The organism is Mucilaginibacter sp. P1_D10 (genome assembly GCF_056406215.1).
Window position 1 is genome coordinate 202,508 of sequence record NZ_JBFUAP010000009.1, and the last position, 22,028, is coordinate 224,535.

Below are 22,028 nucleotides of genomic sequence, written 5' to 3' on the forward strand. Positions count from 1 at the left end.
GGCAAAGAAGGCTTGTCGTAATCCGTTTTCCGGGGCCCACCGCATGAAGCGAGGCTTATTCCCAGGACGAACATAAGCCATAGGGCATGAATCGTAGTTTTTATATTTGTTTCCACTTGTGCTTGCTATATCGGTTGCTACTGCAATATAGGAATTATCAGAACGTATCAATAAAAAAGTCCCCCTGCACCAACAGGCGCCGGGGGACATCTCGTAAACTCCGATAATTACAGCCCAAACCCGTAAGCCACGCGTAAGCCCAGTGTACTATAATGCCTGCCCTGGCCCGAATAGTTTTCGTACCGCGCGCCAACATCCCAGTTTTTTGAGGCAAAGCCGATGCCTGGCGCTGCGAGCAGTTTAGTAGCGCGCCCTCCGGTGGCGGTGTTGATACCTACGCCGTTGTTGATTTCGAAACCGGCGCCAACCTCGGCCCCTAAATAAATATTTTTGAGGATAAAGGCTTTCAACCCGAATTTTGCGGGTATCATATCCTGGTAATTGGACTTGTATGGGTCGTTCAACCCATATTGCATCGTTTTAGAAAAGAACCGGTAATAACCCGTGGTAAAAGTTACCGCCACCCTGTTCGATAGCCCATATTGCAGCTGCGGCGTAATACCCAGGCCAACGTTAGAAGTTAACGTATGGAAGATGCCGGTAGGTGCCAGTCCATCTAACCCGATGCTGAAATTGAACTTACCCGCCGGCGTGCTTTGTGCAAAGCTGTTTACACCGATGAATAATAATACTGCGGTAAACACCGCCACTGCAAGTTTTTGTGCTGTTTTCATAATGTGATATTTTCGTTTTGATTTTATCTGAAACGAAAATATTTTCCTATGAATACTTACAAGGCGTGTATTTAACAATGTTTAACAAAGAGGCATTAATAATGAGGGCTCATTGAAGTAATCACATCAAATCTTTTAAAAGCTGTTCCACCTCGTCGCCGAACCTTTCGGTAAAACCATATTTTAAAGCCAGTTCAAAATTCTTAATGGCATCGGGTTTATTGTCGGTTTCCATATCAATTATTCCTTTGTTCCGGTATGCGTAGCTATTGCTTTTGTCTAACCCCAGGGATTTGTTGATAAGCCCCAGCCCTTCATCAGTATTGCCAAGCTTATACATTACAAAACCCAGGTTATTTAGGGAGTATGCAAACGTCGGGTCTTCTTTAACAGCACTTTCAAAATAGGGAGCGGCCTTTTCAAATTGCCCCTGCTTGAGCATATTGAATCCCTGGTTATTTAAAAAACCTATATTTTGTGGTTCCTCAAGCAATAAACTGTCAAGTATCCCGGCCGATTCGTCGTAAGCCCCGGTCATGGTGTACACATACGACAGTAGCAACCGGTAATTGAGGGAGTCTGGTTTTTCGGCAATCAGTTTTTTCAATCCCGTTACCGACTCATCAAAATTTAATAGGTTTATATGGCAATAAATTTGCAGGGCACTCAATTCCAGGTTACCCGGAAATAAGGTAAGCGCAACAGCGCATATTTCGCCGCAATCCTTATACTGCCGGTACGCATACAAATTGTGGGCATTGTGCCGGAGGCGTAGCAACTCCCTCTTTTTGCCTGCTAAAAGGAAAAAGAACAGTTCCGATTTATTGTAAGGCTTGTTGCGTATTTGCTTTAAAGCAGGTGGCAGTTTGGCTATAGGGTTGCTGAAGTAGTCCGACGTAATATCGCTGATGGTAATACCTGCTTTGCTGAAGGCTTTACTAATGTCGTTTTCGAAGCTTAAAAATGCCAGCAGCAGATGGACGGTGTCTGCAGCCGGGCGTTTATCTAAAGCGGCAATTTTGAAGCTATGCTTGCAGGCCCGTTCCGCATCTACAGTAAGCGCCACTTTATCATTAGCAGTTTGTGTCGCTGTTGCGGGAAATGCGGCCTTTACCTTTTCTGTCCACCATTCCGTATCGCAATGCTCCAGATAAGGCGATGCCAAACACTTAAGTTGCAACATCGCCACAAAGATGTGTGTACAGCTGATGAACCCATGTTTCCAGGCGATAGATAATTTCCTCGATTCGGTTATGATGGGTTGAAGGTCAGGAGAGATGTTGTTTGCCATAAAACTTTCGTGCACACAAATAGGGTTTAAGCGATGCTTTTCAATAGGATACCTGAGTGTATTATGTATTTTTTTCTGTTCTCGTCCCGTTAATCCTCTTTATCAATGCTTTGCCCAGGTTGATGCCGGGCTTCTCTACCAGTTTTTCGGAGATGATGGCTACCAACATCGACAAAAAGATGGCCTGCACCAGGTTGATGAGGAAGATGAGGTTTACATTTACCCGCAGGCCTAGCGCGCTGCTTATTTTGGTGGAAACCGTATAGGCGAATACGAAATGGAAGATGTAGATAGAATAAGACAATTGCCCTATGCGCGTAAGCAAAGGGATTTTGAATTGGGCCTGCTTGAAAAGCGTGAACAGGAAAATGAACGAAATGCCGGCGATGAAAATAGGCAGGGTGATATTGTTCTTGAGCGTGAACAGCAGATACATCGCCAACAGGAACAAGCCCAGGAAACAAACGGCACTAACCACGTTAGAGAACTTGATATCCTTTAGCCTATCCAGGAAGAAGAAACTAATGCCGATGATAAACACAGGCATCTCGTTAAAGATAGAGGCATAAAAAAAGTGATTGGTAAAAACTTCCTGATGGTAGATGAGGTAGCAAACAGCCACGTAAACGTGGGCTAAAACCAGCGCCAGCAAAGGCAGGATAAAGTAAACAGGCTTTTTTACGCGGGTAAATAAAGCGAATATAGCCGGGAAAACCACATAAAATACCATCTCGGTACCGATGGACCAGCCGCCGGGCACGATGGTATTGTTAGCCTTATCTACAAAACCATGAATGAAGAAGACATTGCAGAGGATATTGAAGGCGGTATAATCTACACCGGGGGGCTGGTAATAATGGGGTTTAAGCAAGCCGTTCACATCCAGCAGGAAATACAGGGCGATACCCACATAATACAACGGAGCTATACGAAAGAACCTGCGGATATAGAAATTGGAAACGTGATTTTCATCGTGCCGCGCGCTCATAGATAAGCATAGCGTATAGGCTGATAAAAAGAAGAACAGTTGCACGCCGATCCTGCCCAGTAACAAAATCTGTTGTACAAAACCGTTGATATGCGTAGCATTTACAGCAACATGCGTAATAACTACCAGTATAATAGCTACGCCCCTTAACTGATCTATATGCTGTAACTTTTGCGGTGGCTTTGAGGTTGTCGCCGCTGCTGCCGGTTGTTGGGCCATGGTGCTTTTATAAGGTAACACAATAATAGCAATATAAAATGTAAGCAGGAAGGCTTTATGGTTTTGGGGCGCCGGGTTGGAGAAGATCATGTTTGCATTCGGTGTAAACCCACATCCGGATTAATAGCTAAAAGGGTAAACTCAATGCAGGATTAGACATTAACCCATCGCGAATTGGTGTTTCCAAAGTTTTCCACTTTCGGCCAAAAAAGTGTTTTGCTCGTTTTTGCTGTTTTTCTTTAAGTATCTAATGCCGAATTTATTGCATAGTTTACTTAAACAATGGGGATGTTCTAAAGTGTTCCACTAAAAACACGCAACTATTTGATAATCAATAGCTATTTGAAAAATAGTGTTCCGCATTCAAAGTGGAACACTTTGTGGCTTTACTGACGGAAAAAACTGTATGTTTAAGCAGCTAAAACGCTGCGCAGAAAAATAAGATATTTTACAAAGGTTTGTCCAATACCGGCATTGCCAATCGTCATTCGGTTTTTAACAATTAAACTAAAAGCATCATGAAAGATTTCCTTCTTGTTTACCGGAGCAACTTTTCGCCCGTACCAACCGCCTCACCCGAAGAAATGCAGGCAATGACCAAAAAATGGATGGACTGGGTAGGCAGCATTGCCGCCCAAAACAAACTGGTTGACCGCGGCAATCGCCTCAATGCCGAAGCGCGCGTGGTAAAACCCGGCGACGTAGTTACCGATGGCCCCTATATGGAAATAAAGGAAGCTATTGCCGGTTACTCCATCATCAAAACCGAAACCATTGAAGAGGCTACGGAAATTGCCAAGGGTTGCCCCATATTTTTGGTTGGCGGCAGCGTAGAGGTACGCGAAATTGGCGTTATGGCCGTTTCGTAATCGTCTGAACCAGGATTTCGGGATTTTAGGATTTACCGGATATAAAAAGGCAGGTGACCCAAAATTAGGTTGTGGAAACCTTATTTTTATTTTGCATCGTATGAATCCTAAAATCCCCTGAATCCTGGTTCAGATATTTTTATGCAGCAACAAGAACTCATACCGCACCTGTTCCGAACCGAGTACCGGAAGATAACGGCGGTGCTATGCAAGCTTTTCGGCATCGATAAGATAGAAATTGCGGAAGATATCGCCAGCGACACCTTCCTGCACGCATCAGAACTATGGGGCCTGCGCGGCCTGCCCGAAAACCCGGTAGCCTGGCTGTACACCGTGGCCAAAAACAAAGCCAAAGACTACCTTAAGCGCGATACGCTTTACCACAATAAAATAGTGCAGCAGGTGCAGCGCGCCACATCGGAATTGCAGGAGCCCGATATCGACCTCTCTGACCAGAACATCAAGGATAGCCAGTTGCAGATGATGTTTGCTATTTGCCACCCCGCTATACCACCCGAAGCGCAGATAGGCCTCTCGCTGCGCATACTCTGCGGCTTCGGCATAGATGAGATTGCTGCTGCCTTCTTAAGCAACAAAGAAACCATCAACAAACGGCTTCACAGGGCAAAGGAGAAGCTACGCGAACTTAACGTAAAGATAGAGCTGCCCGGCGAAGCCGAAATAAACCAGCGGCTGGATACCGTGCTGGCAACGCTTTACCTGCTTTTTAACGAGGGCTATTATTCGCAGGCCCGCGATGTTACCCTACGGAAGGACGTATCGTTGGAGGCTATGCGGCTTACCCACCTGCTCACCGGCGATCGGGCAACCAACAAGCCTGCAGTACACGCCCTGCTGGCGCTCATGAGCTTCCACGCCTCGCGATTTGAGGCGCGGCTGGGCCAAAACGGCGAAACCGTGCTCTATCACGACCAGGACGAGAACCTTTGGGATGCCGAACTGGTAAAGCAGGGTGAATACTTTATGCAGCTAAGCTGGGAGGGGGACACCATAAGCAAATACCACCTGGAAGCCGGCATAGCCTACTGGCACACCATTAAAGCCGATAGCGCCGAAAAATGGGAAACCATATTGCAGTTTTATAACCAGCTTTTGATTCTCCAATACTCGCCCATGGCCGCGCTGAACCGTACCTATGCGCTAGCCAAGGCCAACGGCAAACAGGAAGCAATTGCTGAAGCCGAGAAACTGGGCCTTACCGGCAACCACTTGTACCACTCGCTGCTTGGCGAATTATATAGCGGTGTTGATAATATTAAGGCGGTGGAGCATCTAAAAACCGCGCTGAAGTTGGCAAAATCGAAAGGGGATAGGGAAGTGTTGGAGAAGAAGATTGCGGGGATAAAATTGTAGATTGCCTTTAAATACGCTAACGTGAAATACCTGTGCAAGTTCTAATCGTTTTTATACATGGTATCTGTGCAGGGCAGGTGAAAGTTTAAGATTCATCCCGTAATTTACGTATTTGCTCCAGTGCCATTACATCGATTTGGTCTTTTGGGCGGTTGACCATTTTTTTATTTTCAATAAGTTGATTGATATGTAAAAATGGGACGCTTACACCGTCGATATCAGCTGTAGATGCCATCTGTAAACACTCCCCAAATGAATACCCTTCTAAGCCTTTCATCTCAATAAGTATATCAAGCCGGAGATTGTTATTTAAATAAAAATCGGTCCAACCCGGTATGAATTGCATATACTCAATCATGGGGTAGTCGCCCATATTGCATGCTATAAATGCTTTGCGTAATGCCTGCCTATTTTCTAAAGTGTCTTTAAGCCATATATCTAAGTCGCCAGTAAAGCGTTGGTAGCCATGTAAATTGATAGCGTATCCCCCAATCATAATATATTCAACGCTGTTATCCTGAAGCGCTTTCCAAAAAGCTAATATTTCCTCGTCGAAGATATCCAAGGTTATTTAGAAATAAACGGTTTATGTGTAACCACAGCCTTATTCATGGTTTGCTGTATTTTATATAGCCGGGTGGCCATTTCAAAGCGTTCTTTATGGCTGCGTTTTAAACCCTCTTTCAGTAGTTCAATTTCGGCTTCGTCAAGTGTTTGCTTTTTCTTTTCCACACTCAAATTTAGTTAAAATTATATAAATGTTGAATTGTTGCAGTAAGTGGGCCTTGCAAAATTACCTCATGCCAATAAATGTAATAATTCCACGCCGGAATGATTTTTTTATTGAAATTAGCAGCCATCAATTTACCGCCAACATGACCGACGAATTAAAACAGTATATCAGCAGCTATGCCACCTTTCCAGAGGCGGAGCTGAGCGATATCGTGAGCCGGTTTAAGGAGCGCAAGGTTGCCAAAAACGATTTCCTGCTTCGCGAAGGCACCGTATGCCAGGATCTGGTTTTTGTGCAGGAGGGCTGTCTGCGTTTGTATTATATGGATGATGATGTAGAAATTTCTGTATGGTTTGCTTTCCCCGATTCTTCGGCCATCGATATCTATAGCTTCATTAGCGATAAGCCCTCCAACTACTTTTTGCAGGCCATAGAGGATAGCACCATCTGGTACCTGCCCAAGGCCGAACTGGAAACACTTTATGCCCGGTTTCCCACCATGCAGGAGATGATGCGTAAGTTTTGGGAGGATGCCGTGCTTAACCTTATCGACCGCTTTACGGCGCTACAGCGCGATAGTGCTGAAAAACGGTACCTCGACCTGATGGCCAAGCCGCCTTACCTGCAAAAGATACCGCAGAAGTACCTGGCATCCTTCATCGGCGTTACGCCAACTTCCTTAAGCCGTATCCGTAAAGGTATCCGCTAAGCTTTTACGCACGTTCGGGCCGATGTAACCGAACGAATACGCCGGGGCATCAAAAAGGCCATTGCAATCCTGCCCGGCATTTTATGCGCCATGTTGCGCAATCTTTTGCTTAAAAYATTATCTTTAGTGCCATAACTCAATCTATTCGTTAAAGCATGCATTTCTTCCTCTTTTCTGCCGCATTTTTATTGATAATGCGTGTGCGTAAAGTAATTAAATTTACGCCTTTACGCCCTAAATGGAGCACAATACTCAATATATCCGCAGCATTGGTATGGGTGGTATTCGGGGTGGCCGACAAGATTAAGGACCCATACGACGAGCTTTTCGGTGCCGCATTTTTAGCAGCCCTTCTCATCTATCAACGCAAAGAGGACGATTTTAAGATGATGCGATACTATGCCGAAGCGCATTATCCGCTGGTTATTGTGGCGGTGATAAATGCTTTGGTGCATATAATAGCTCCTAAGTTTTATGATGACAATGCAGTCGTTTTTGTGGTTATCCTATTGCTTGCTTTTTCATGGATATTCGCTCGCTGGGCAACCTCCAAAAAACAAGAAGAGGAGTTCAGGGCCATTAACCAACAGAATGTAATATTAGATAAACTGGTTGCCGAGCGTACCGCCGAGCTAACCAGGCAAAAAGACGAATTACAGGAAGCCGTAAAGCTGCTGCAAACTACCCAGCAACAACTGATACAATCAGAAAAACTGGCCTCCCTGGGCGAACTTACCGCCGGCATTGCGCACGAGATACAGAACCCGCTCAACTTCGTGAACAACTTTAGCGAGGTTAGTATGGAACTGATAGATGAAATGGGCGAGGAGCTAGCGAAAGGCGATACCGAAGAAGCAATGGCTATTGCTAACGACATTAAACAAAACCTGGAGAAGATACGCCACCACGGCAAACGCGCTGATGGTATAGTAAAAGGCATGCTTCAGCATAGCCGTGCCAGCAGCGACGTGCAGGAACCTACCAACCTTAACAACCTGGCCGATGAATACCTGCGCCTGGCCTATCACGGATTGCGCGCTAAAGACAAAAGCTTCAATGCCGAGCTCGTCACGCATTTCGACGCTGCACTGCCGATAGTGAACATCGTTCCGCAGGATGTGGGCCGGGTGTTGCTCAATATGTTCAACAATGCTTTTTACGCGGTGCAGCAAAAACAAAAAGCCGGCGCAGCAGGCTTTAAGCCTACCGTTGAAGTAAGCACGGCTACAAAAGGCAAGGAAATAGAAATAAGGGTGAAGGATAATGGTACCGGCATCCCCGAGGAAATTAAGGACAAAATATTGCAACCCTTCTTCACCACAAAACCAACCGGCCAGGGTACCGGGCTTGGCCTGTCTTTAAGTTATGATATTATTGTTAAGGCCCATGGCGGGCAAATAGATATCGAATCGGTAGAAGGGGAATACACCACTTTTATCATCAAATTACCGTTGTAACGCGCCGGCTATATGAGGAAGTGCCACCTGCTTTGCTTGCTTTTTATTTTCTTGTCGCCCATGCTGCGCGCCCAAACGGGTTTGCCGCAGGTTTACCTTATTAAAACCGATAGCGCAGATTTTACAGGACTGGAGGATAAGAATTATCAAATCCTGCCAGACCCCTCAACAAAACTTACCTTCGCACAGGTTAGGGTAATGCCATTTACGCCCATAACAAACGAAGTTTATCGCATAAAAGATTTTAACACGAAAGTTTACTGGTGCAAATTCAGTTTTAGAAACACGCTTGGCAAACCTGTGAATGTGGCCTTAATTGGTTCGATATCACGGTTAGACGTTTTTGGCATCGATAGCATGGGTGTTGTTACCCAAAAAACTACCGGGTATGATGTGCCCTGGTCGCAGCGTTCGGGTTTAAAACGGTTCAGGCAGGTGGTTTACGCCATGCAGCCGGGTGAGCAAATAACTTTTTTTGAGCGGCAATACATCGATTTTAAATTAGACAGGCGAATTAGCGTAGACGTTGTTTTTAAATTATTGAAAAACGAACAACGCGATGCTTTGGATTTTTACGAGGACCGTTTAAAAGATGTAAGCATCATCTCATTCCTGTGCGGCATTCTCATCCTCGCATCACTTGTAAACCTGTTTTTTTACAGCGTAAGCCGCGAAAAGGTACACTTGTACTTTGCTCTTTTTGGCTTTTTTTACTCGCTGCTCGCGGGTAATTACCCGTTGTACGATGTCTTTTTTAAGGAAATTCCGGTGCTATCGCGGTTCAATTTCGTTCTCGCGTCGTTTTGTGGGCTTTTTCTATGGAAATTCCTGTCGGTATTTTACAAGGCTACAATGCTCTACCCGCGTTGGTATAAGGTGAGCAATTACCTTAGCTATTGCATATTTGTATCAGCTATTAATATGCTATTGCCTTCAATTATAACGAATATCGCATTATCGGGAGTTTTGGCTAGCATAGTAGCTTTATTTATTGTAAACGCGTTTGTTATACTCTCATTTAGCTTATTCAAAAGTAAAGAGGAAAAGGTATTTAAATTGGTTACCGCGCTGCCATTTTTGTTTATTGGCATTGTTTACCTCATTGCCGATATTATTTACGGTACAGGCGCGGGTGCAAACAACGGCTTTGTGATATTTGTGCATACTTATGGCGGTGATATCACCCTGCTTTGCTTTTACTGGTTGGTAATATTGTTCCTGTGGAAGATGATCCAGCGTTTTCAAATCTTGCAAAAGCAAATCTTGCAGGAAGCACTGGAACGCGAAGTGCTGGCCCGTGAACACGAGGCCGAGCGCCTGGAGCTGATTGCCTCGCAGAAAGTAGAGCTGGAGCAGCAGGTTATCGAACGCACCGCAGAGCTACACCAATCTCTTACCGACCTGAAGCAGACCCAAAACCAGTTGGTGCAATCTGAAAAAATGGCATCGTTGGGCGAGCTTACAGCCGGCATTGCCCACGAGATACAAAACCCGCTCAACTTCGTCAATAATTTCTCGGAGGTGAGTGTAGAATTGCTGGACGAACTGGAAGTGGAGTTGAATAGAGGCGACACAGAAGAAGCCATTGCCATTGCCGGCGATGTAAAACAAAACCTGGTAAAAATACTGCACCACGGCAAACGCGCCGATGGCATTGTAAAAGGCATGCTGCAGCACAGCCGTGCTACGGGTGGCGCAAAAGAACTTGCCGATATTAATAAATTGGCAGAGGAGTACCTTCGGCTTGCATACCACGGCCTGCGGGCAAAAGATAAAACCTTCAACGCCGAATTGATAACTGATTTTGATCAAAACTTGCCGCTGGTAAATGTTGTGCCGCAGGATATCGGCCGTGTACTGCTCAACCTGTTCACCAACGCGTTTTACGCGGTTCAACAAAAGCAGAAAACTGCGGGATCCGACTATAAACCGGCTATATCTATCAGAACATTCGCTTCTCCGTTAGCCAACGGAGGTCGGGGGGCTGTAGTTGTTGTCCGTGATAACGGCATCGGCATCCCGGAAAATATCAAGGATAAGATATTGCAGCCTTTCTTCACCACCAAGCCAACCGGCGAGGGCACGGGGCTGGGCTTATCGCTCAGTTATGATATTATTGTGAAAGCACATGGTGGCAAAATTGAGATAGAAAGTAAAGAGGGGGAATACACAGAATTTACAATTTCCATCCCGGCTACAACTTAAAACAGCTATATTTACAAAGCTTATGAAGATATTGGTAGTAGACGATGAAGCGGACGTGCAGCCGCTTTTTTTGCAGCGTTTCCGTAAAGAAATACGTAACAGCGAGATAGAGTTCAGTTTTGCCCAGTCGGGCGAAGAGGCGTTAAATTACCTGCATCAGAAGCAGTCTGAAGTGGTGCTTATCCTTAGCGATATCAATATGCCCGGCATGAGTGGTATCGAGCTGCTTGGCCACATCCGCGAGGATTTCCACAGTCCGCCGCCGCCAGTGGTGATGATGATAACCGCCTATGGCGACGAAGAGAACCACCGCCAGGCTATGGAAAAAGGCGCCAACGACTTTTTAACCAAGCCATTGGATTTTAACCTATTGAAAGAAAAACTAAAAACCTATACCGAGCAATAATGGCCAAGATATTAGTAGTAGATGACGAGGCTGACCTGGAACTGCTGGTAAAACAAAAGTTCAGGAAAAAGATAAGGGAGAATATCTACGAATTCGTATTCGCGCAAAACGGCGAAGAGGCCCTGGAAAGAGTAAAGGAGCATCCCGACCTGGATATTATCCTCAGCGATATCAACATGCCCATAATGGATGGGCTTACCCTGTTAAGCCGATTGCCCGAGGCAAACCCTATGGTAAAGGCGGTGGTGGTATCGGCATATGGCGATATGCAAAATATACGTGTGGCCATGAACCGCGGCGCCTTCGATTTTGTAACTAAGCCCGTAGATTTTGAGGACCTGGACCTGACGATGGAGAAAACCATTCTCCACGTGAAACAATTGCAGGAAACCATCAAAGCCATCAAAGAGAACAACATCCTGAAGATGTACGTGGATGAGAACGTGCTCAACTTCATGACGCACAAGGAATTTGAAAACAGCCTGCTAAAGAACGAAACCATCGATGCCACCATTATGTTCGTTGATGTGTGCGGCTTTACCGCCATTACCGAGAACGTACCGGCCAATACCGTGGTAACGCTCATCAATAACCTGTTCGATCATATCGTAAAAGAAATAGTGGCACAGGGCGGGCATGTGGATAAATTTATGGGCGACGCCGTAATGGCCGTTTTCCGTGGTAATTACCATTTGGATAGGGCTATTGATGCCGCCCTCGCTGCCCGCGCCCATATAGCTGGCATGGATTCCGTACACGCCGGCGATAAAGAATACCGGCCACAGATTGCCATTGGCATCAATGCGGGCGAGGTTATATCGGGCAATATCGGCTCGGCTTCTTTAAAGCGCCTGGATTATACCGTTATAGGCGATGCCGTAAATTTGGCGCAACGCCTGCAGTCGGCGGCAAAAGCAGGGCAGATTATCATCTCCGAAGAAACTTTCCATAAAGCCAAGGAATCGTTCAGCTGCGAAAAAATAGGCGAAGTAAACCTCAAGAACAAAGCCAAACCCGTTACCATATACGAAGTATTGGAATAGGCGTAGGCGAAGACCGAATAAGGGATTACTGAATTTTGGTTTAGTGTACCACTCACCAGCCTTTACATCTTCCGCTGCGCTTTTTCCCAAACGGAGCTTTGCTTTTTGGTGAAATAACGGATAATGCCCGCCAGCACTGCATAGTTCATTACGCAGAAGTAATAGGGCACAAACAGGGCCTTTACGCGGATATGCCTTTTCTCCATAATAAAGCCTAAAAAAGCTAACAGGTAAAAGAACACCTGCCCGGCAAATAAAAGCTGGTAAATAATGCCCTGCCCCGCAAAAGCCAAGGCAAAGTTGGTGATGAGGGCTAATATCAAAAAGAAGGGCGTAACCGTCCAACGTAGCACGCGATGGCTCACGTATTGGAAGGATAGCAGAGGGTATTTAAACGAGAACAGGAGGGGCTTCAGCCTCAGGATAGATTGCATGCCGCCTGCGGCTATGCGTATTTTGCGTTTAAGTTCTTCAGCAACGTTTTCAGATGCGGTTTCCAGCGCGTAAGCTTCCGGTTCGTAAATAATGCGGTAGCCTTTAGCGGCTATCAGCATCGATATCATAAAATCGTCCAACACGGTATCCGGCGGCACATCCTGGTACAGGCTACGCCTCACGCTGAACAATTCGCCCGCGGCACCCACTACCGAGTACAGTTCCGAATCCCACTTCTTCAGCGCCGATTCGTATTTCCAGTAAAAACCTTCGCCGGCGGCGCTGGCATCGGCGTTAGCATCAATCTGTACGCGTTTTTCACCGGCAACGCTGCCTACGGTTGGGTCGGCATAATGCCGGCATATCTTCCTGATGGCTTCGGGATTCAAAAAGGTGTTGGCATCGGTAAAAACTACGGCTTCGGTATCTACGTATTCCATGGCGCGGTGCACGGCGGCGATCTTGCCTGCACGCTCCGGGCGGTGCAAAAGTTGTATCTGCGCGTACTGGCTTATGATTTCGGCAGTACGGTCAGATGAGCCATCCGTGACGAAAACCAGCTTCAGCTTACCTGCGGGATAGTTCAGGGCCAGGCTGTTGGCAATCTTTTGGCTGATGAAATGCTCTTCGTTGTAGGCTGCAACCACCAGGGTGCAATAGGGCAGCAGTTCGTCGGCAATATCAGTTGGCACTTTGCGGCCTTTTACGGCCCGTTTTATCTTGATGATAATAAGCAGCAGTATGCCATAACCCACAAAGGTATAGAAGGCAATGAACAGGCTGAGCCAGAATGCGATTTTCATGAAACTTTATTGATGGTGTAGCCTAATTCGGTACTGGTTTTTTTATGGGTGATGTTCCACCATATGGCGCGAAAAAGCAGGCCGATGAAGTTATAACGTTTCTCTTTAATGTATTTGATCAGGTTGCGCGGTACCACCATCACCATAAAGTATATATAAAACACAAAGGCCTTAAAGGCAGGCGCATTGTGGCGGATGAAAAGGATGCGGTTGCGGTTCATGAAATATTCCTTGAACGGGCTGTTCTTGCCCACCGTCATCGATTCTTTGTGATAGATAACCGCGCCGCCGTGTACCCAGGCCTGGTAGCCCGATTTGTTGATGCGCTCGCCCCAATCTACCTCTTCGTAGTAGATAAAAAAGTTATCGGCCATCAGTCCGGCTTTTTCGCAGGTTTCGCGCTTTACCATCATGGCACCACCATGGCAGTAGCCGGTTTGGCCCAAAAAGTTATCGTATTGGCCGGTGTCTTTTTCGCCTTTGCCAACGGCCCGGTTACGGCAGGTATAATAATCTACCAGGGTAAAGCCCATGTACTGGATCAGGCTCCGGTCGAAATCGTAAACCAGCTTGGGCGATATGATGCCCACCTCTGGGTGCGTATCCAGCACATCAACCAGTTTCTGCACCAGGCCGGGCGAAAATTCGGTATCGTTGTTCACCAAAAAATAATAATCGCCGGTGGCTGGTTTTATGCCGATATTATTGCCGCCAGAGAAACCCAAATTGGCTTCGGAGCGTATAAACTTAACGTTAGGGTATTTGGGCGCCCATTTAGGCACGGGGTTTACGGTACTGCCATTATCTACCACAATTACCTCCAGATTTTCGTAGGTGTTGGTTTCTGCGATAGAATCTAACAGCTCCTCTGTTATCTTATCCTGGTTGAAATTGATGGTAACTACGGAAACCCTTTTCATGCAATTGTTTTGTTGTGTGTTTTACGCTATAATATTAGCAAAAGTTAGGCATTTTATAAGGAAAATTCACTTTGGACGATAAACAACTCATTGATGATGCGGACCTGCTGGAGACCAAGGCAGAGGAACTGATGCTTTTGCTGCGCAAAGGAGGGATGGATGTAGACCGCATGAAAGCCATACAGCAAAAAGTTATCAACGCTTTCGATGCCGCATCGCTGCCCCAAAAGATAGAAGCATTTAAAGAGCTTGATACCAATCAGGATAGGCTGGAGTTACTCAATAGTTTCGAGTACCTGCTTTCGCAGCACCAGCTGGATAGCGAAGTTACCAAAAAGTTCATCACCCGCGAACGCGTCAAAAAAATGGTGGTCGTCATCATCGGCATCATTATGATAACACTGGGTATGGCCATGATCATTATGCCCGCGCCGCCGTATTTCGAAATGTTTACAGTATTTTATTTTAACCCCAACGATGGCGTAACCATAATGGATATCATATCGCTGCTTATCGTGTTTACGGGCGTATATTTGTTCCTGAGTTCGGTTATTAAAAAACCGGGCGCATAAGCCACCCAAATGCCTGCATCCAAAAAAATATTATTGGTTGATGATAACCCGCTGGTGCTGGAGATGATGGGCCGCGCGCTGGGCAAAGAGGGTTTCGATTGCATGAAGGCAACTTCGGCGAAGCAGGCTACCCAAATGCTGCAACAGCAACGGCCTGATATTATCCTGTCTGACTACCACATGCCCGAAATGGATGGCTTCCAATTCCGCCAGCAGTTGCTTGGTGATGCGGCTTACCGGGATATACCGTTCATGTTCCTCACCAGCGAGGTCGACAACCAGTTGATGCTGCAAGGCATAAATCTGGATGCCGTTGATTATATACTGAAAGATACGCCTGTAGCAGTAATTGTAAGTAAAATCAATAACTTCCTGAACACCGTGCGCGAGCAGCACGAACGCACGCTTAAAGAGCTAAGCAAAGCGGCTATGTCGCTCAACCTGCATTCGGTACCCAAGGCGTTGCCAAAGATGAAGGGATTCGAGGCGGATTTTTGGCATAAGCCTTTCCAGAATTATCCGGGAGGGGATTTTATAGATTTTATTAAGATAGACGAGCGGTACACCTTTATGGTGCTGGGCGATGTGATGGGCAAGAAGTGGGGGGCCTGGTACTTCTCCTTCGGTTTCCTAAGCTATATCCGCGCAGCAGTGCGTATTTGCATTGCCGAAGGGAATTTCTCTACCAGGAACATCCTGCAAAAAATAAACTCCGTGGTGTACCACGACCCCGTAGTGAGCGATGTGCTTTCGAGCTTATCGCTGGTGCTATTGGATGGCGCCGAGGGGACGTTGAAATACTCCGGCGCAGGAGATTTGCCCTTGCTTTATTATAACAACGAGGATAAGCAGGTACGGCAAGTGCGTTCGGCAGGGATGCTGCTTGGTTTGATGCCCGACGGGGATTTCGACGAAATAGAACTTACGCTCGGCACCGGCGACCAGCTTTTTATTTTTACAGATGGCCTGATAGATACGGAAACCCCGGAGGGTAAAAAAACGGATTATGCGGCCTTCGAGGCGGCGGTATCGCCCTATTTAGGGGTGCCTTTTGCCGAATTCAAGAAAAGCACGTTCTTCGCCGAAAAAGCAAACAACCAGGTGGATGATTGCAGCTTAATATTTTTACAAAAAACAGCAGGATGATATTGAAGACCCAATTGCACGCAGATGCCGTTACGGCACGCGTAGAGGTTAATGAAGCCAATCTAACCGTAGCCGATGCTTTTAAGACAGAGCTGCTTGCTCTGATAGATGGCGGTGCCAAATACGTGGCGGTAGACCTGGAAAAGGTGGTGTATGTAGATAGTTCCTTTTTGGGCGCGTTGGTATCCGCGCTTAAGCACGCCATTATCAACAAAGCCGAGATTGTAGTATGCGGGCTGAATAAGGACGTACTGGGGCTTTTCCAACTGATACGGCTGGATAAGGCTTTCAAAATATACAGCACGGCATCTGAAGCCTTGCAAAACCGCTAATATGCATACCGTAGAAACAGCCAGATTTGCTTTCGGCAACAAGGCCGAGCAGCTTTATCCGCTCACTATAGAAATACTGAGCCATATCAAAAATGAGGCGGCCATAGACGAGTCGACTGCGCAAAAGGCCAGGGTGGTGCTGATAGAATTGCTGACCAACGCCATCAAACACGGCGGCGCGGCCGAATGCACCCTAGAGGTAATTGCGGCAGAAGACAAAATTATCATCAAAAAAAGCGATATTGGCGAAGCATTAGGGCTGCGGTGCGATGGTTTACTTTATAAATGGCCGTTGCCAGGCGTACATCAGGGCGGGCGCAGCATATCCATTTACGGCGATGGCACCTGCACCCTGAAAGGCAGCCTCGCAGATGGCCGCCGCATAAGGTTTTTTATAGAAGAAAACATAAAACCGGCAGCCGAGGCGTTATACAACCTGCCCGAGCATTTTGGGCTGATGATCATGACCCGGGCATGCCTGGCATTCGAATACGAATTTGATATAGCAACCTGTACCAATAATTTTACGGCCACGCTTGCGGTTGGCCTGGAAACATAAAAAAAGCAACCTGTTTAATGGGCGATACGGCACCCCAAACATTCAAAAAAAGCTACGTTTACTTCGCCAATTTGGATGGGCTGAGGGCTATTGCCGCCCTGATGGTGGTACTGTCGCATATACAACTCCATAAAGGGCTACAGGGCATCCAAAACACCGATTGGGTCGATTTCAAGAACCTGGGCAAGGTGGGGGTAACGCTGTTTTTTACCCTGAGCGGTTTCCTCATCAGTTATTTATTGCTCGAAGAAAGGCGTGGTTTCGGCAATGTATCGCTCAAGCACTTTTATATACGGCGGGTGCTGCGCATATGGCCGCTGTATTTCCTGTTGATTATCATAGGTTTTTTTATTTACCCGGCGGAGGGATCGCCAAAGGCACTGTTGCTGAGTATTTTCCTGCTGCCTAACCTGGCATTTTGCCTTAAACTGCTGCCTTATATCTTCGACCCTATATGGTCGATAGGCGTGGAGGAGCAGTTTTACCTGTTCCACCCGCATATTTTCCGGCGGAAGAAAACGGAGCATATCCTTTATACCTTGTTGGGTATTTTGGTGGTGCTGGTCGCGATTAATTTAATAGTGCGGCATTATCGCTTATACAACGATTTCATGGCCGGGCTTAATCAGTTCCTCTATTTTACCCGCTTCGACGACATGATGATTGGTGCCATAGTAGCGGTATTGTACTACAATACCAAACACCAAAGCTTTTCATTTGCATTGCAGCGTTGGTTCAACCTATTATTCAATAAATATGTGCAGATTGCTTTGCTGATAAGCATAACGGCGTTCATCACCTTTTTCCTTAAGCGCGAAATAGGGCAGGGCGATTTGCTGATAGCACTTTTAGCCGCCCTGCTGATGGTGGGCCTGTGCGAACCGGACAGCGGCAAGTTGCTCCTCGGCAATAAATACATGGTGTATTCCGGCAAAATATCATACGGGGTGTACCTGCTGCATAAATACCCGCTGTTCTTGATGCTTTATTTGGTAAAGCAATATATGCCCGCTGCACCCGTATTGTGGCAAAACCTGGTAATTTATACCGGCACCTTCGCATTGGTAATTGGGCTTGCATCACTTTCGTACTTCGGCTTCGAGCGATACTTTTTGCGCATAAAGTCGCGTTTCCAAAAAGTGACGCAAAACAAACCGGCCACTGATTTTTAAGGCATCATAAATTCCGCAGCATCGTTCCGGTATTCCCCCGCATTTTCATACTTTTAAACAACCAATGCAAAATCGTATGGCAATAAGCTTCTGGGCCAAAAACCGTTCCGTTATCCTCTACGGTGTATCGCTTGCGGCTTTGTTGCTGTTGATGAAATGGCTGGAGTGGCAGTTCATCATACTGGATCATGCCTTCGAAATCTACGCCGGCATCGTAGCTTTTATTTTTACCGGCCTGGGTATTTGGCTGGCCCTTAAACTGAGCAAACCCAAAGTGATCACGATAGAGAAACAAGTCATTATTAACACTACAACATTCGTATTCGATGAAAGCGCCTTAGCCAAAACAGGCATGAGCCGCCGCGAGCTGGAGGTGCTTGAACTGATGGCCGAAGGCCTGAGCAACCAGCAAATTGCCGAAAAGCTTTTCGTTTCGCTCAATACCATCAAAACGCATTCGTCTAAAGTGTTCGAGAAACTGGAAGTGGAAAGGCGCACGCAAGCCATAGAAAAAGCTAAACGCCTTAGCCTGATACCCTGAATTGTTATAGTACTTTGGTATGAATACGGGCCATGATGCCAAAATCACCCTAAAGTATGAGGGGAAAGACGAACCGAACAATCACCTTTGAGCCATAAACTTTAAAACATAAAACACATGAAAAAGAACGTATGGGTATTTGGATTGATCAGCGGCTTGCTGATATCCGTTTTTATGACAGGCAGTATGGCTTACTGTTACCAGCCGGGGCATTCTGGTGGCAGCATGGTGGTGGGATATTCGGCTATGTTGCTGGCCTTCTCGCTGATATTCGTGGCAGTAAAAAATCAGCGGGATAAGTACGACGGTGGCGTTATCAGTTTTGGCAAAGCGTTTAAGATTGGCCTGCTCATTAGCCTCATCTGCTCTACCATGTACGTAATTGCATGGGCGGTAGAATACCATTTTTACATGCCCGATTTTATGGATAGGTACACCGCTAAAGAAATACAGGAGCTCCACAACAGCCACGCCAGCGCTGCAGTAATTGCCGAAAAAACTAAATATTATAAAGATATGGCAGTGTCGTACAACAACCCTTTTGTGTTTGCGGGGTACACCTATATGGAGATTTTCCCGGTGGGACTCATCGTATCGGCCATTACTGCATTGATCCTGAAAAAGAAAACCAACACAGATACTTTAGCAACAGCATAATTATACTTTATGAAGATTACCGTAACCAGTATTTTAGTAGATGACCAGGAGAAGGCGCTGCAATTCTACACGGAAAACCAAGCTGTAATTTGATACAGCTATATAAAATGCCGGGGTAGGGTTTTCTATTTAACCAAGTATCTGCGTATTTGTAAACACAAAGGCCACAAAGTTTTTTCTTTGTGGCCTTTGTGTTTAAATCTCTGTGCGCTTTGTGGTTATAGGCGCGTATTTACGTTATTTATGCTTTGTAAATATCCTGAAGATATCATTCCCAAAGGCGAAAACCATCAGGGATATCAGCAATACGAAACCCACGATCTGCGCACGTTCTAAAAATTTATCGCTTAGCGGTTTGCCTTTTACCATCTCTATGAGGAGGAACACCGTGTGCCCGCCATCCAAACCGGGTATAGGCAAAAGGTTGGTGAGCGCCAATACCATCGAGAGGAAGCCAACGAGCGTCCAGAAGCGTATCCAATCGATGGTACCACCAAACATCTGCGCTATGCGTATCGGGCTGGATACTGCCTTAGTGGCCTTAACCTGTCCCGAGAATATTTTTTTGATGCCCTTGGCATTGCTCGCGAACATATCCCATGCTTTGGCTGCCCCAATAGGCAGCGAGGCAAAAAAACTGTATTTAGCGGTAACCAGGTTACCTAACACTTCCTTTTTTGGGCGGTAAAAACCAATGCGTCCGGTACTGTCAACTTTGGCAGTTATGGCTACGGTAGTGTCTCTCCTTTTTACCGAAAGCTGCACCTGTTTATTTTTGTTGGCTTGTAAAAGAGCCTGGAACTCATCGAAGAATTGCACGGGCTTGCTGTTTACGGCCAGTATGCTATCGCCCTTTTGCAGCCCTGCCTTTTTCGAATCGCCAAAAACCGAATCTACACTGAACTTGCTGCGCGGCGCACGGCTTATAAAGTCTTCGATGCCATCGTCAGAAAGGTCGTTCAGGATGGTCGATGGCACCTTGATGTCCAAATGCTCGGTACCACGCTCAACGTTCAATACTGTGTTATCCAGCAGCACTTTAGAGTTGCTCAGGTCGTCGAAGCGCTCTACTGTTTTGCCGTTTATAGTGGGGATTTTATCACCCGCCCGCAAACCTATTTTCTTGCCGATAACGCCCGGCACTATACCGTATTTAGCATTGGCGTTAGGCGTATAAGTTTCGCCGTATTTAACTACCAGCATCCAGAATATAAATATGCCTACGATAATGTTTACGATAATACCACCAAGCATTACGATGAGGCGCTGCCAGGCCGGTTTTGAGCGGAACTCGTGGGGTTGCGGCGGGCCGGCCAGTTGGTCGGTATCCATCGATTCATCTATCATCCCCGATATTTTTACGTAGCCGCCAAGGGGCAGCCAGCCTATGCCGTATTCAACTCCTTTATAGTTAAATTTAAAAAGGCTGAAATTCCATGCATCAAAGAACAGGTAAAACTTCTCTACTCTTATCCCAAAGGCGCGGGCAGCTATAAAATGCCCAAATTCGTGCAGTATCACTAAAATCGAAAGACCAAGTATCAGTTGGCCCACCATAATCAATATATCCATCCGTTGTTATTTCTCGTTAAGATCGTATGCCTTTAACGGCATTTGCATTATTAAATTTTGCGCAAATATGCGTGTTTCTTTATCGGTATTCAAATAGTCGGCAAGCGTGGGTTGTGCTACATAAGCTATCTTGGCCATGCAGGTTTCTATAATATCGCTCATGGCCAAAAAGCCGGTGTCGTTGTTCAGGAAAGCTGCCACCGCCACCTCATTGGCCGCATTTACGATGCAGGGCATATTCCCCTTGCGATCCAGCGCCTCGTAAGCCATCTTCAGGTTACGGAAGGTGTCCATATCCGGTTTCTCGAAGGTAAGGTTGGGATAGCTCGTAAAATCGAAGCGCTTGAAATTGTTTTTGATGCGGGTTGGATAGGAGAGGGCGTACTGTATAGGCAGCTTCATATCGGGCAAGCCCATCTGCGCCTTTATAGAACCATCTTCGAATTGCACCAGCGAGTGGACGATGGATTGCGGGTGCACGATAACGTCTATCTGCTGTGCCTCCAAACCGAAAAGCCATTTGGCTTCAATAACCTCCAGGCCCTTATTCATCAAAGAGGCCGAATCGATGGTGATTTTGGCACCCATTACCCAGTTAGGGTGCTTAAGGGCATGCTCGCGCGTAACGCCTGCCAAAAACTCCGTGGTTTTGCCTCGGAAAGGTCCGCCTGATGCGGTAAGGATTATCTTCTCTATTGGGTTGTTCTCTTCGCCCGCCAGGCACTGGAATATGGCCGAGTGCTCGCTATCTACCGGTAATATCTTTACGTTATGCTCTTTGGCAAGGCCCGTAATTAGTTCGCCTGCAACTACCAGCGTTTCTTTGTTTGCCAGGGCTATGTCTTTGCCCGCCTTTATGGCATTGATGGTGGGCTCCAGTCCGGCAAAGCCAACCATTGCCGTAAGCACGATATGGATATCCGGATGGGTAACCATATCTTTTATGGCCTGGTAACCGGCCAATACTTTAATGGGTAAATGAGCGAGTGCAGCCTTTACTTCGGCATATTTGCTTTCATCGCATATGATAACATATTCGGGCAAAAAATCTATCGCCTGCTGTATCAACAAGTAGGCATTGGTGTACCCAGTTATCATAAACGCACGGAAAAGGCCGGGGTTATCTTTAATAACATCCAGCGTTTGCGTGCCTATGCTACCGGTAGAGCCGAGTATGGCAATGTTTTTAATTGGAGTACTCAATTATCTTATTTATCTGCGCGTCGCAATG

General features: G+C 46.4%; 23 protein-coding genes. 14 read left to right on the forward strand and 9 right to left on the reverse strand.

Annotated features, from left to right (window positions below):
• Window positions 1–227: 227 nt before the first annotated feature.
• The 3 genes from AC1DYT_RS16165 to AC1DYT_RS16175 form a co-directional block, all read right to left on the reverse strand.
• Window positions 228–794 (reverse strand): hypothetical protein, encoded by a 567-nt coding sequence (locus AC1DYT_RS16165; protein ID WP_477470609.1) that lies wholly within the window; start codon window positions 792–794, stop codon window positions 228–230.
• 121 nt (window positions 795–915) lie between these two features.
• A complete protein-coding gene (locus AC1DYT_RS16170) occupies window positions 916–2,085 on the reverse strand; it encodes a tetratricopeptide repeat protein (protein ID WP_477470610.1) in 1,170 nt (389 codons plus the stop codon).
• A 61-nt stretch (window positions 2,086–2,146) separates the two neighbouring features.
• Window positions 2,147–3,292, reverse strand: a complete 1,146-nt coding sequence (locus AC1DYT_RS16175) for an acyltransferase family protein (protein ID WP_477470611.1) — start codon at window positions 3,290–3,292, stop codon at window positions 2,147–2,149.
• 518 nt (window positions 3,293–3,810) lie between these two features.
• On the opposite strand from AC1DYT_RS16175, the gene AC1DYT_RS16180 reads away from it, so the two are divergent.
• Window positions 3,811–4,161 (forward strand): YciI family protein, encoded by a 351-nt coding sequence (locus AC1DYT_RS16180; protein ID WP_477470612.1) that lies wholly within the window; start codon window positions 3,811–3,813, stop codon window positions 4,159–4,161.
• Window positions 4,162–4,302: 141 nt separating this feature from the next.
• Window positions 4,303–5,535 carry an RNA polymerase sigma factor gene (locus AC1DYT_RS16185; protein ID WP_477470613.1) on the forward strand — a complete coding sequence of 411 codons (1,233 nt, stop codon included), beginning with the start codon at window positions 4,303–4,305 and terminating at the stop codon, window positions 5,533–5,535.
• An 85-nt stretch (window positions 5,536–5,620) separates the two neighbouring features.
• Here AC1DYT_RS16185 and AC1DYT_RS16190 read toward each other — a convergent pair whose 3' ends face one another.
• Window positions 5,621–6,100, reverse strand: a complete 480-nt coding sequence (locus tag AC1DYT_RS16190; RefSeq protein WP_477470614.1) for a hypothetical protein — start codon at window positions 6,098–6,100, stop codon at window positions 5,621–5,623.
• A gap of 2 nt (window positions 6,101–6,102) precedes the next feature.
• Window positions 6,103–6,267 carry a hypothetical protein gene (locus AC1DYT_RS16195; protein ID WP_477470615.1) on the reverse strand — a complete coding sequence of 55 codons (165 nt, stop codon included), beginning with the start codon at window positions 6,265–6,267 and terminating at the stop codon, window positions 6,103–6,105.
• Between the two features lie 143 nt (window positions 6,268–6,410).
• On the opposite strand from AC1DYT_RS16195, the gene AC1DYT_RS16200 reads away from it, so the two are divergent.
• From AC1DYT_RS16200 to AC1DYT_RS16220, 5 genes are all read left to right on the forward strand, one after another.
• Window positions 6,411–6,977, forward strand: coding sequence for a Crp/Fnr family transcriptional regulator (locus AC1DYT_RS16200; protein WP_477470616.1), 567 nt, complete (start codon window positions 6,411–6,413; stop codon window positions 6,975–6,977).
• 155 nt (window positions 6,978–7,132) lie between these two features.
• Window positions 7,133–8,434 carry a sensor histidine kinase gene (locus AC1DYT_RS16205; RefSeq protein WP_477470617.1) on the forward strand — a complete coding sequence of 434 codons (1,302 nt, stop codon included), beginning with the start codon at window positions 7,133–7,135 and terminating at the stop codon, window positions 8,432–8,434.
• A gap of 12 nt (window positions 8,435–8,446) precedes the next feature.
• Window positions 8,447–10,639, forward strand: coding sequence for a sensor histidine kinase (locus AC1DYT_RS16210; RefSeq protein ID WP_477470618.1), 2,193 nt, complete (start codon window positions 8,447–8,449; stop codon window positions 10,637–10,639).
• A 22-nt stretch (window positions 10,640–10,661) separates the two neighbouring features.
• Window positions 10,662–11,045, forward strand: coding sequence for a response regulator (locus AC1DYT_RS16215; protein WP_477458822.1), 384 nt, complete (start codon window positions 10,662–10,664; stop codon window positions 11,043–11,045).
• Window positions 11,045–12,088 carry an adenylate/guanylate cyclase domain-containing protein gene (locus AC1DYT_RS16220; RefSeq protein WP_477470619.1) on the forward strand — a complete coding sequence of 348 codons (1,044 nt, stop codon included), beginning with the start codon at window positions 11,045–11,047 and terminating at the stop codon, window positions 12,086–12,088. The genes AC1DYT_RS16215 and AC1DYT_RS16220 overlap by 1 nt, the downstream gene beginning before the upstream one ends.
• Before the next feature lie 62 nt (window positions 12,089–12,150).
• Here the strand turns inward: AC1DYT_RS16220 and AC1DYT_RS16225 are convergent, their stop codons facing one another.
• Both AC1DYT_RS16225 and AC1DYT_RS16230 read right to left on the reverse strand, forming a co-directional pair.
• Window positions 12,151–13,326, reverse strand: a complete 1,176-nt coding sequence (locus AC1DYT_RS16225; protein ID WP_477470620.1) for a glycosyltransferase family 2 protein — start codon at window positions 13,324–13,326, stop codon at window positions 12,151–12,153.
• A complete protein-coding gene (locus AC1DYT_RS16230) occupies window positions 13,323–14,246 on the reverse strand; it encodes a glycosyltransferase family 2 protein (RefSeq protein WP_477470621.1) in 924 nt (307 codons plus the stop codon). The genes AC1DYT_RS16225 and AC1DYT_RS16230 overlap by 4 nt, the downstream gene beginning before the upstream one ends.
• A 71-nt stretch (window positions 14,247–14,317) precedes the next feature.
• On the opposite strand from AC1DYT_RS16230, the gene AC1DYT_RS16235 reads away from it, so the two are divergent.
• From AC1DYT_RS16235 to AC1DYT_RS16265, 7 genes are all read left to right on the forward strand, one after another.
• Complete coding sequence (locus AC1DYT_RS16235) at window positions 14,318–14,818, forward strand: hypothetical protein (RefSeq protein WP_477470622.1); 501 nt, start codon at window positions 14,318–14,320, stop codon at window positions 14,816–14,818.
• Between the two features lie 9 nt (window positions 14,819–14,827).
• Entirely contained in the window at window positions 14,828–15,964 is a 1,137-nt protein-coding gene (locus AC1DYT_RS16240; protein ID WP_477470623.1) for a SpoIIE family protein phosphatase, read from the forward strand.
• Window positions 15,961–16,296: an STAS domain-containing protein gene (locus AC1DYT_RS16245; RefSeq protein WP_477470624.1), complete on the forward strand. Its 336-nt coding sequence runs from the start codon at window positions 15,961–15,963 to the stop codon at window positions 16,294–16,296. The genes AC1DYT_RS16240 and AC1DYT_RS16245 overlap by 4 nt, the downstream gene beginning before the upstream one ends.
• Window position 16,297: 1 nt before the next feature.
• A complete protein-coding gene (locus tag AC1DYT_RS16250; protein ID WP_477470625.1) occupies window positions 16,298–16,855 on the forward strand; it encodes a hypothetical protein in 558 nt (185 codons plus the stop codon).
• 17 nt (window positions 16,856–16,872) lie between these two features.
• On the forward strand, window positions 16,873–18,027 hold the full coding sequence (locus tag AC1DYT_RS16255; RefSeq protein WP_477470626.1) for an acyltransferase family protein: 1,155 nt from the start codon (window positions 16,873–16,875) through the stop codon (window positions 18,025–18,027).
• Between the two features lie 76 nt (window positions 18,028–18,103).
• Entirely contained in the window at window positions 18,104–18,568 is a 465-nt protein-coding gene (locus AC1DYT_RS16260; protein ID WP_477470627.1) for a helix-turn-helix transcriptional regulator, read from the forward strand.
• A gap of 117 nt (window positions 18,569–18,685) precedes the next feature.
• The gene (locus tag AC1DYT_RS16265; protein WP_477470628.1) at window positions 18,686–19,225 is read left to right on the forward strand and encodes a DUF4199 domain-containing protein; all 540 of its coding nucleotides are present in this window, start codon (window positions 18,686–18,688) and stop codon (window positions 19,223–19,225) included.
• A 237-nt stretch (window positions 19,226–19,462) separates the two neighbouring features.
• On the opposite strand, the gene rseP is transcribed toward AC1DYT_RS16265, so the two are convergent.
• Both rseP and AC1DYT_RS16275 read right to left on the reverse strand, forming a co-directional pair.
• Window positions 19,463–20,797: an RIP metalloprotease RseP gene (gene rseP, locus AC1DYT_RS16270; protein ID WP_477470629.1), complete on the reverse strand. Its 1,335-nt coding sequence runs from the start codon at window positions 20,795–20,797 to the stop codon at window positions 19,463–19,465.
• Between the two features lie 6 nt (window positions 20,798–20,803).
• The gene (locus AC1DYT_RS16275; RefSeq protein WP_477470630.1) at window positions 20,804–22,000 is read right to left on the reverse strand and encodes a 1-deoxy-D-xylulose-5-phosphate reductoisomerase; all 1,197 of its coding nucleotides are present in this window, start codon (window positions 21,998–22,000) and stop codon (window positions 20,804–20,806) included.
• Window positions 22,001–22,028: the final 28 nt, after the last annotated feature.

Bases quoted from the DNA above. Each gene is read 5' to 3' on its own strand.
- AC1DYT_RS16230 (WP_477470621.1), bottom strand. From the start codon at position 14,246: ATGAAAAGGGTTTCCGTAGTTACCATCAATTTCAACCAGGATAAGATA.
- AC1DYT_RS16175 (WP_477470611.1), bottom strand. From the start codon at position 3,292: ATGGCCCAACAACCGGCAGCAGCGGCGACAACCTCAAAGCCACCGCAA.
- AC1DYT_RS16215 (WP_477458822.1), top strand. From the start codon at position 10,662: ATGAAGATATTGGTAGTAGACGATGAAGCGGACGTGCAGCCGCTTTTT.
- AC1DYT_RS16245 (WP_477470624.1), top strand. From the start codon at position 15,961: ATGATATTGAAGACCCAATTGCACGCAGATGCCGTTACGGCACGCGTA.
- AC1DYT_RS16240 (WP_477470623.1), top strand. From the start codon at position 14,828: ATGCCTGCATCCAAAAAAATATTATTGGTTGATGATAACCCGCTGGTG.
- AC1DYT_RS16205 (WP_477470617.1), top strand. From the start codon at position 7,133: ATGCATTTCTTCCTCTTTTCTGCCGCATTTTTATTGATAATGCGTGTG.
- AC1DYT_RS16260 (WP_477470627.1), top strand. From the start codon at position 18,104: ATGGCAATAAGCTTCTGGGCCAAAAACCGTTCCGTTATCCTCTACGGT.
- AC1DYT_RS16185 (WP_477470613.1), top strand. From the start codon at position 4,303: ATGCAGCAACAAGAACTCATACCGCACCTGTTCCGAACCGAGTACCGG.
- AC1DYT_RS16225 (WP_477470620.1), bottom strand. From the start codon at position 13,326: ATGAAAATCGCATTCTGGCTCAGCCTGTTCATTGCCTTCTATACCTTT.
- AC1DYT_RS16170 (WP_477470610.1), bottom strand. From the start codon at position 2,085: ATGGCAAACAACATCTCTCCTGACCTTCAACCCATCATAACCGAATCG.
- AC1DYT_RS16220 (WP_477470619.1), top strand. From the start codon at position 11,045: ATGGCCAAGATATTAGTAGTAGATGACGAGGCTGACCTGGAACTGCTG.
- AC1DYT_RS16165 (WP_477470609.1), bottom strand. From the start codon at position 794: ATGAAAACAGCACAAAAACTTGCAGTGGCGGTGTTTACCGCAGTATTA.
- AC1DYT_RS16210 (WP_477470618.1), top strand. From the start codon at position 8,447: ATGAGGAAGTGCCACCTGCTTTGCTTGCTTTTTATTTTCTTGTCGCCC.
- AC1DYT_RS16255 (WP_477470626.1), top strand. From the start codon at position 16,873: ATGGGCGATACGGCACCCCAAACATTCAAAAAAAGCTACGTTTACTTC.
- AC1DYT_RS16265 (WP_477470628.1), top strand. From the start codon at position 18,686: ATGAAAAAGAACGTATGGGTATTTGGATTGATCAGCGGCTTGCTGATA.
- AC1DYT_RS16200 (WP_477470616.1), top strand. From the start codon at position 6,411: ATGACCGACGAATTAAAACAGTATATCAGCAGCTATGCCACCTTTCCA.
- AC1DYT_RS16250 (WP_477470625.1), top strand. From the start codon at position 16,298: ATGCATACCGTAGAAACAGCCAGATTTGCTTTCGGCAACAAGGCCGAG.
- AC1DYT_RS16180 (WP_477470612.1), top strand. From the start codon at position 3,811: ATGAAAGATTTCCTTCTTGTTTACCGGAGCAACTTTTCGCCCGTACCA.
- rseP (WP_477470629.1), bottom strand. From the start codon at position 20,797: ATGGATATATTGATTATGGTGGGCCAACTGATACTTGGTCTTTCGATT.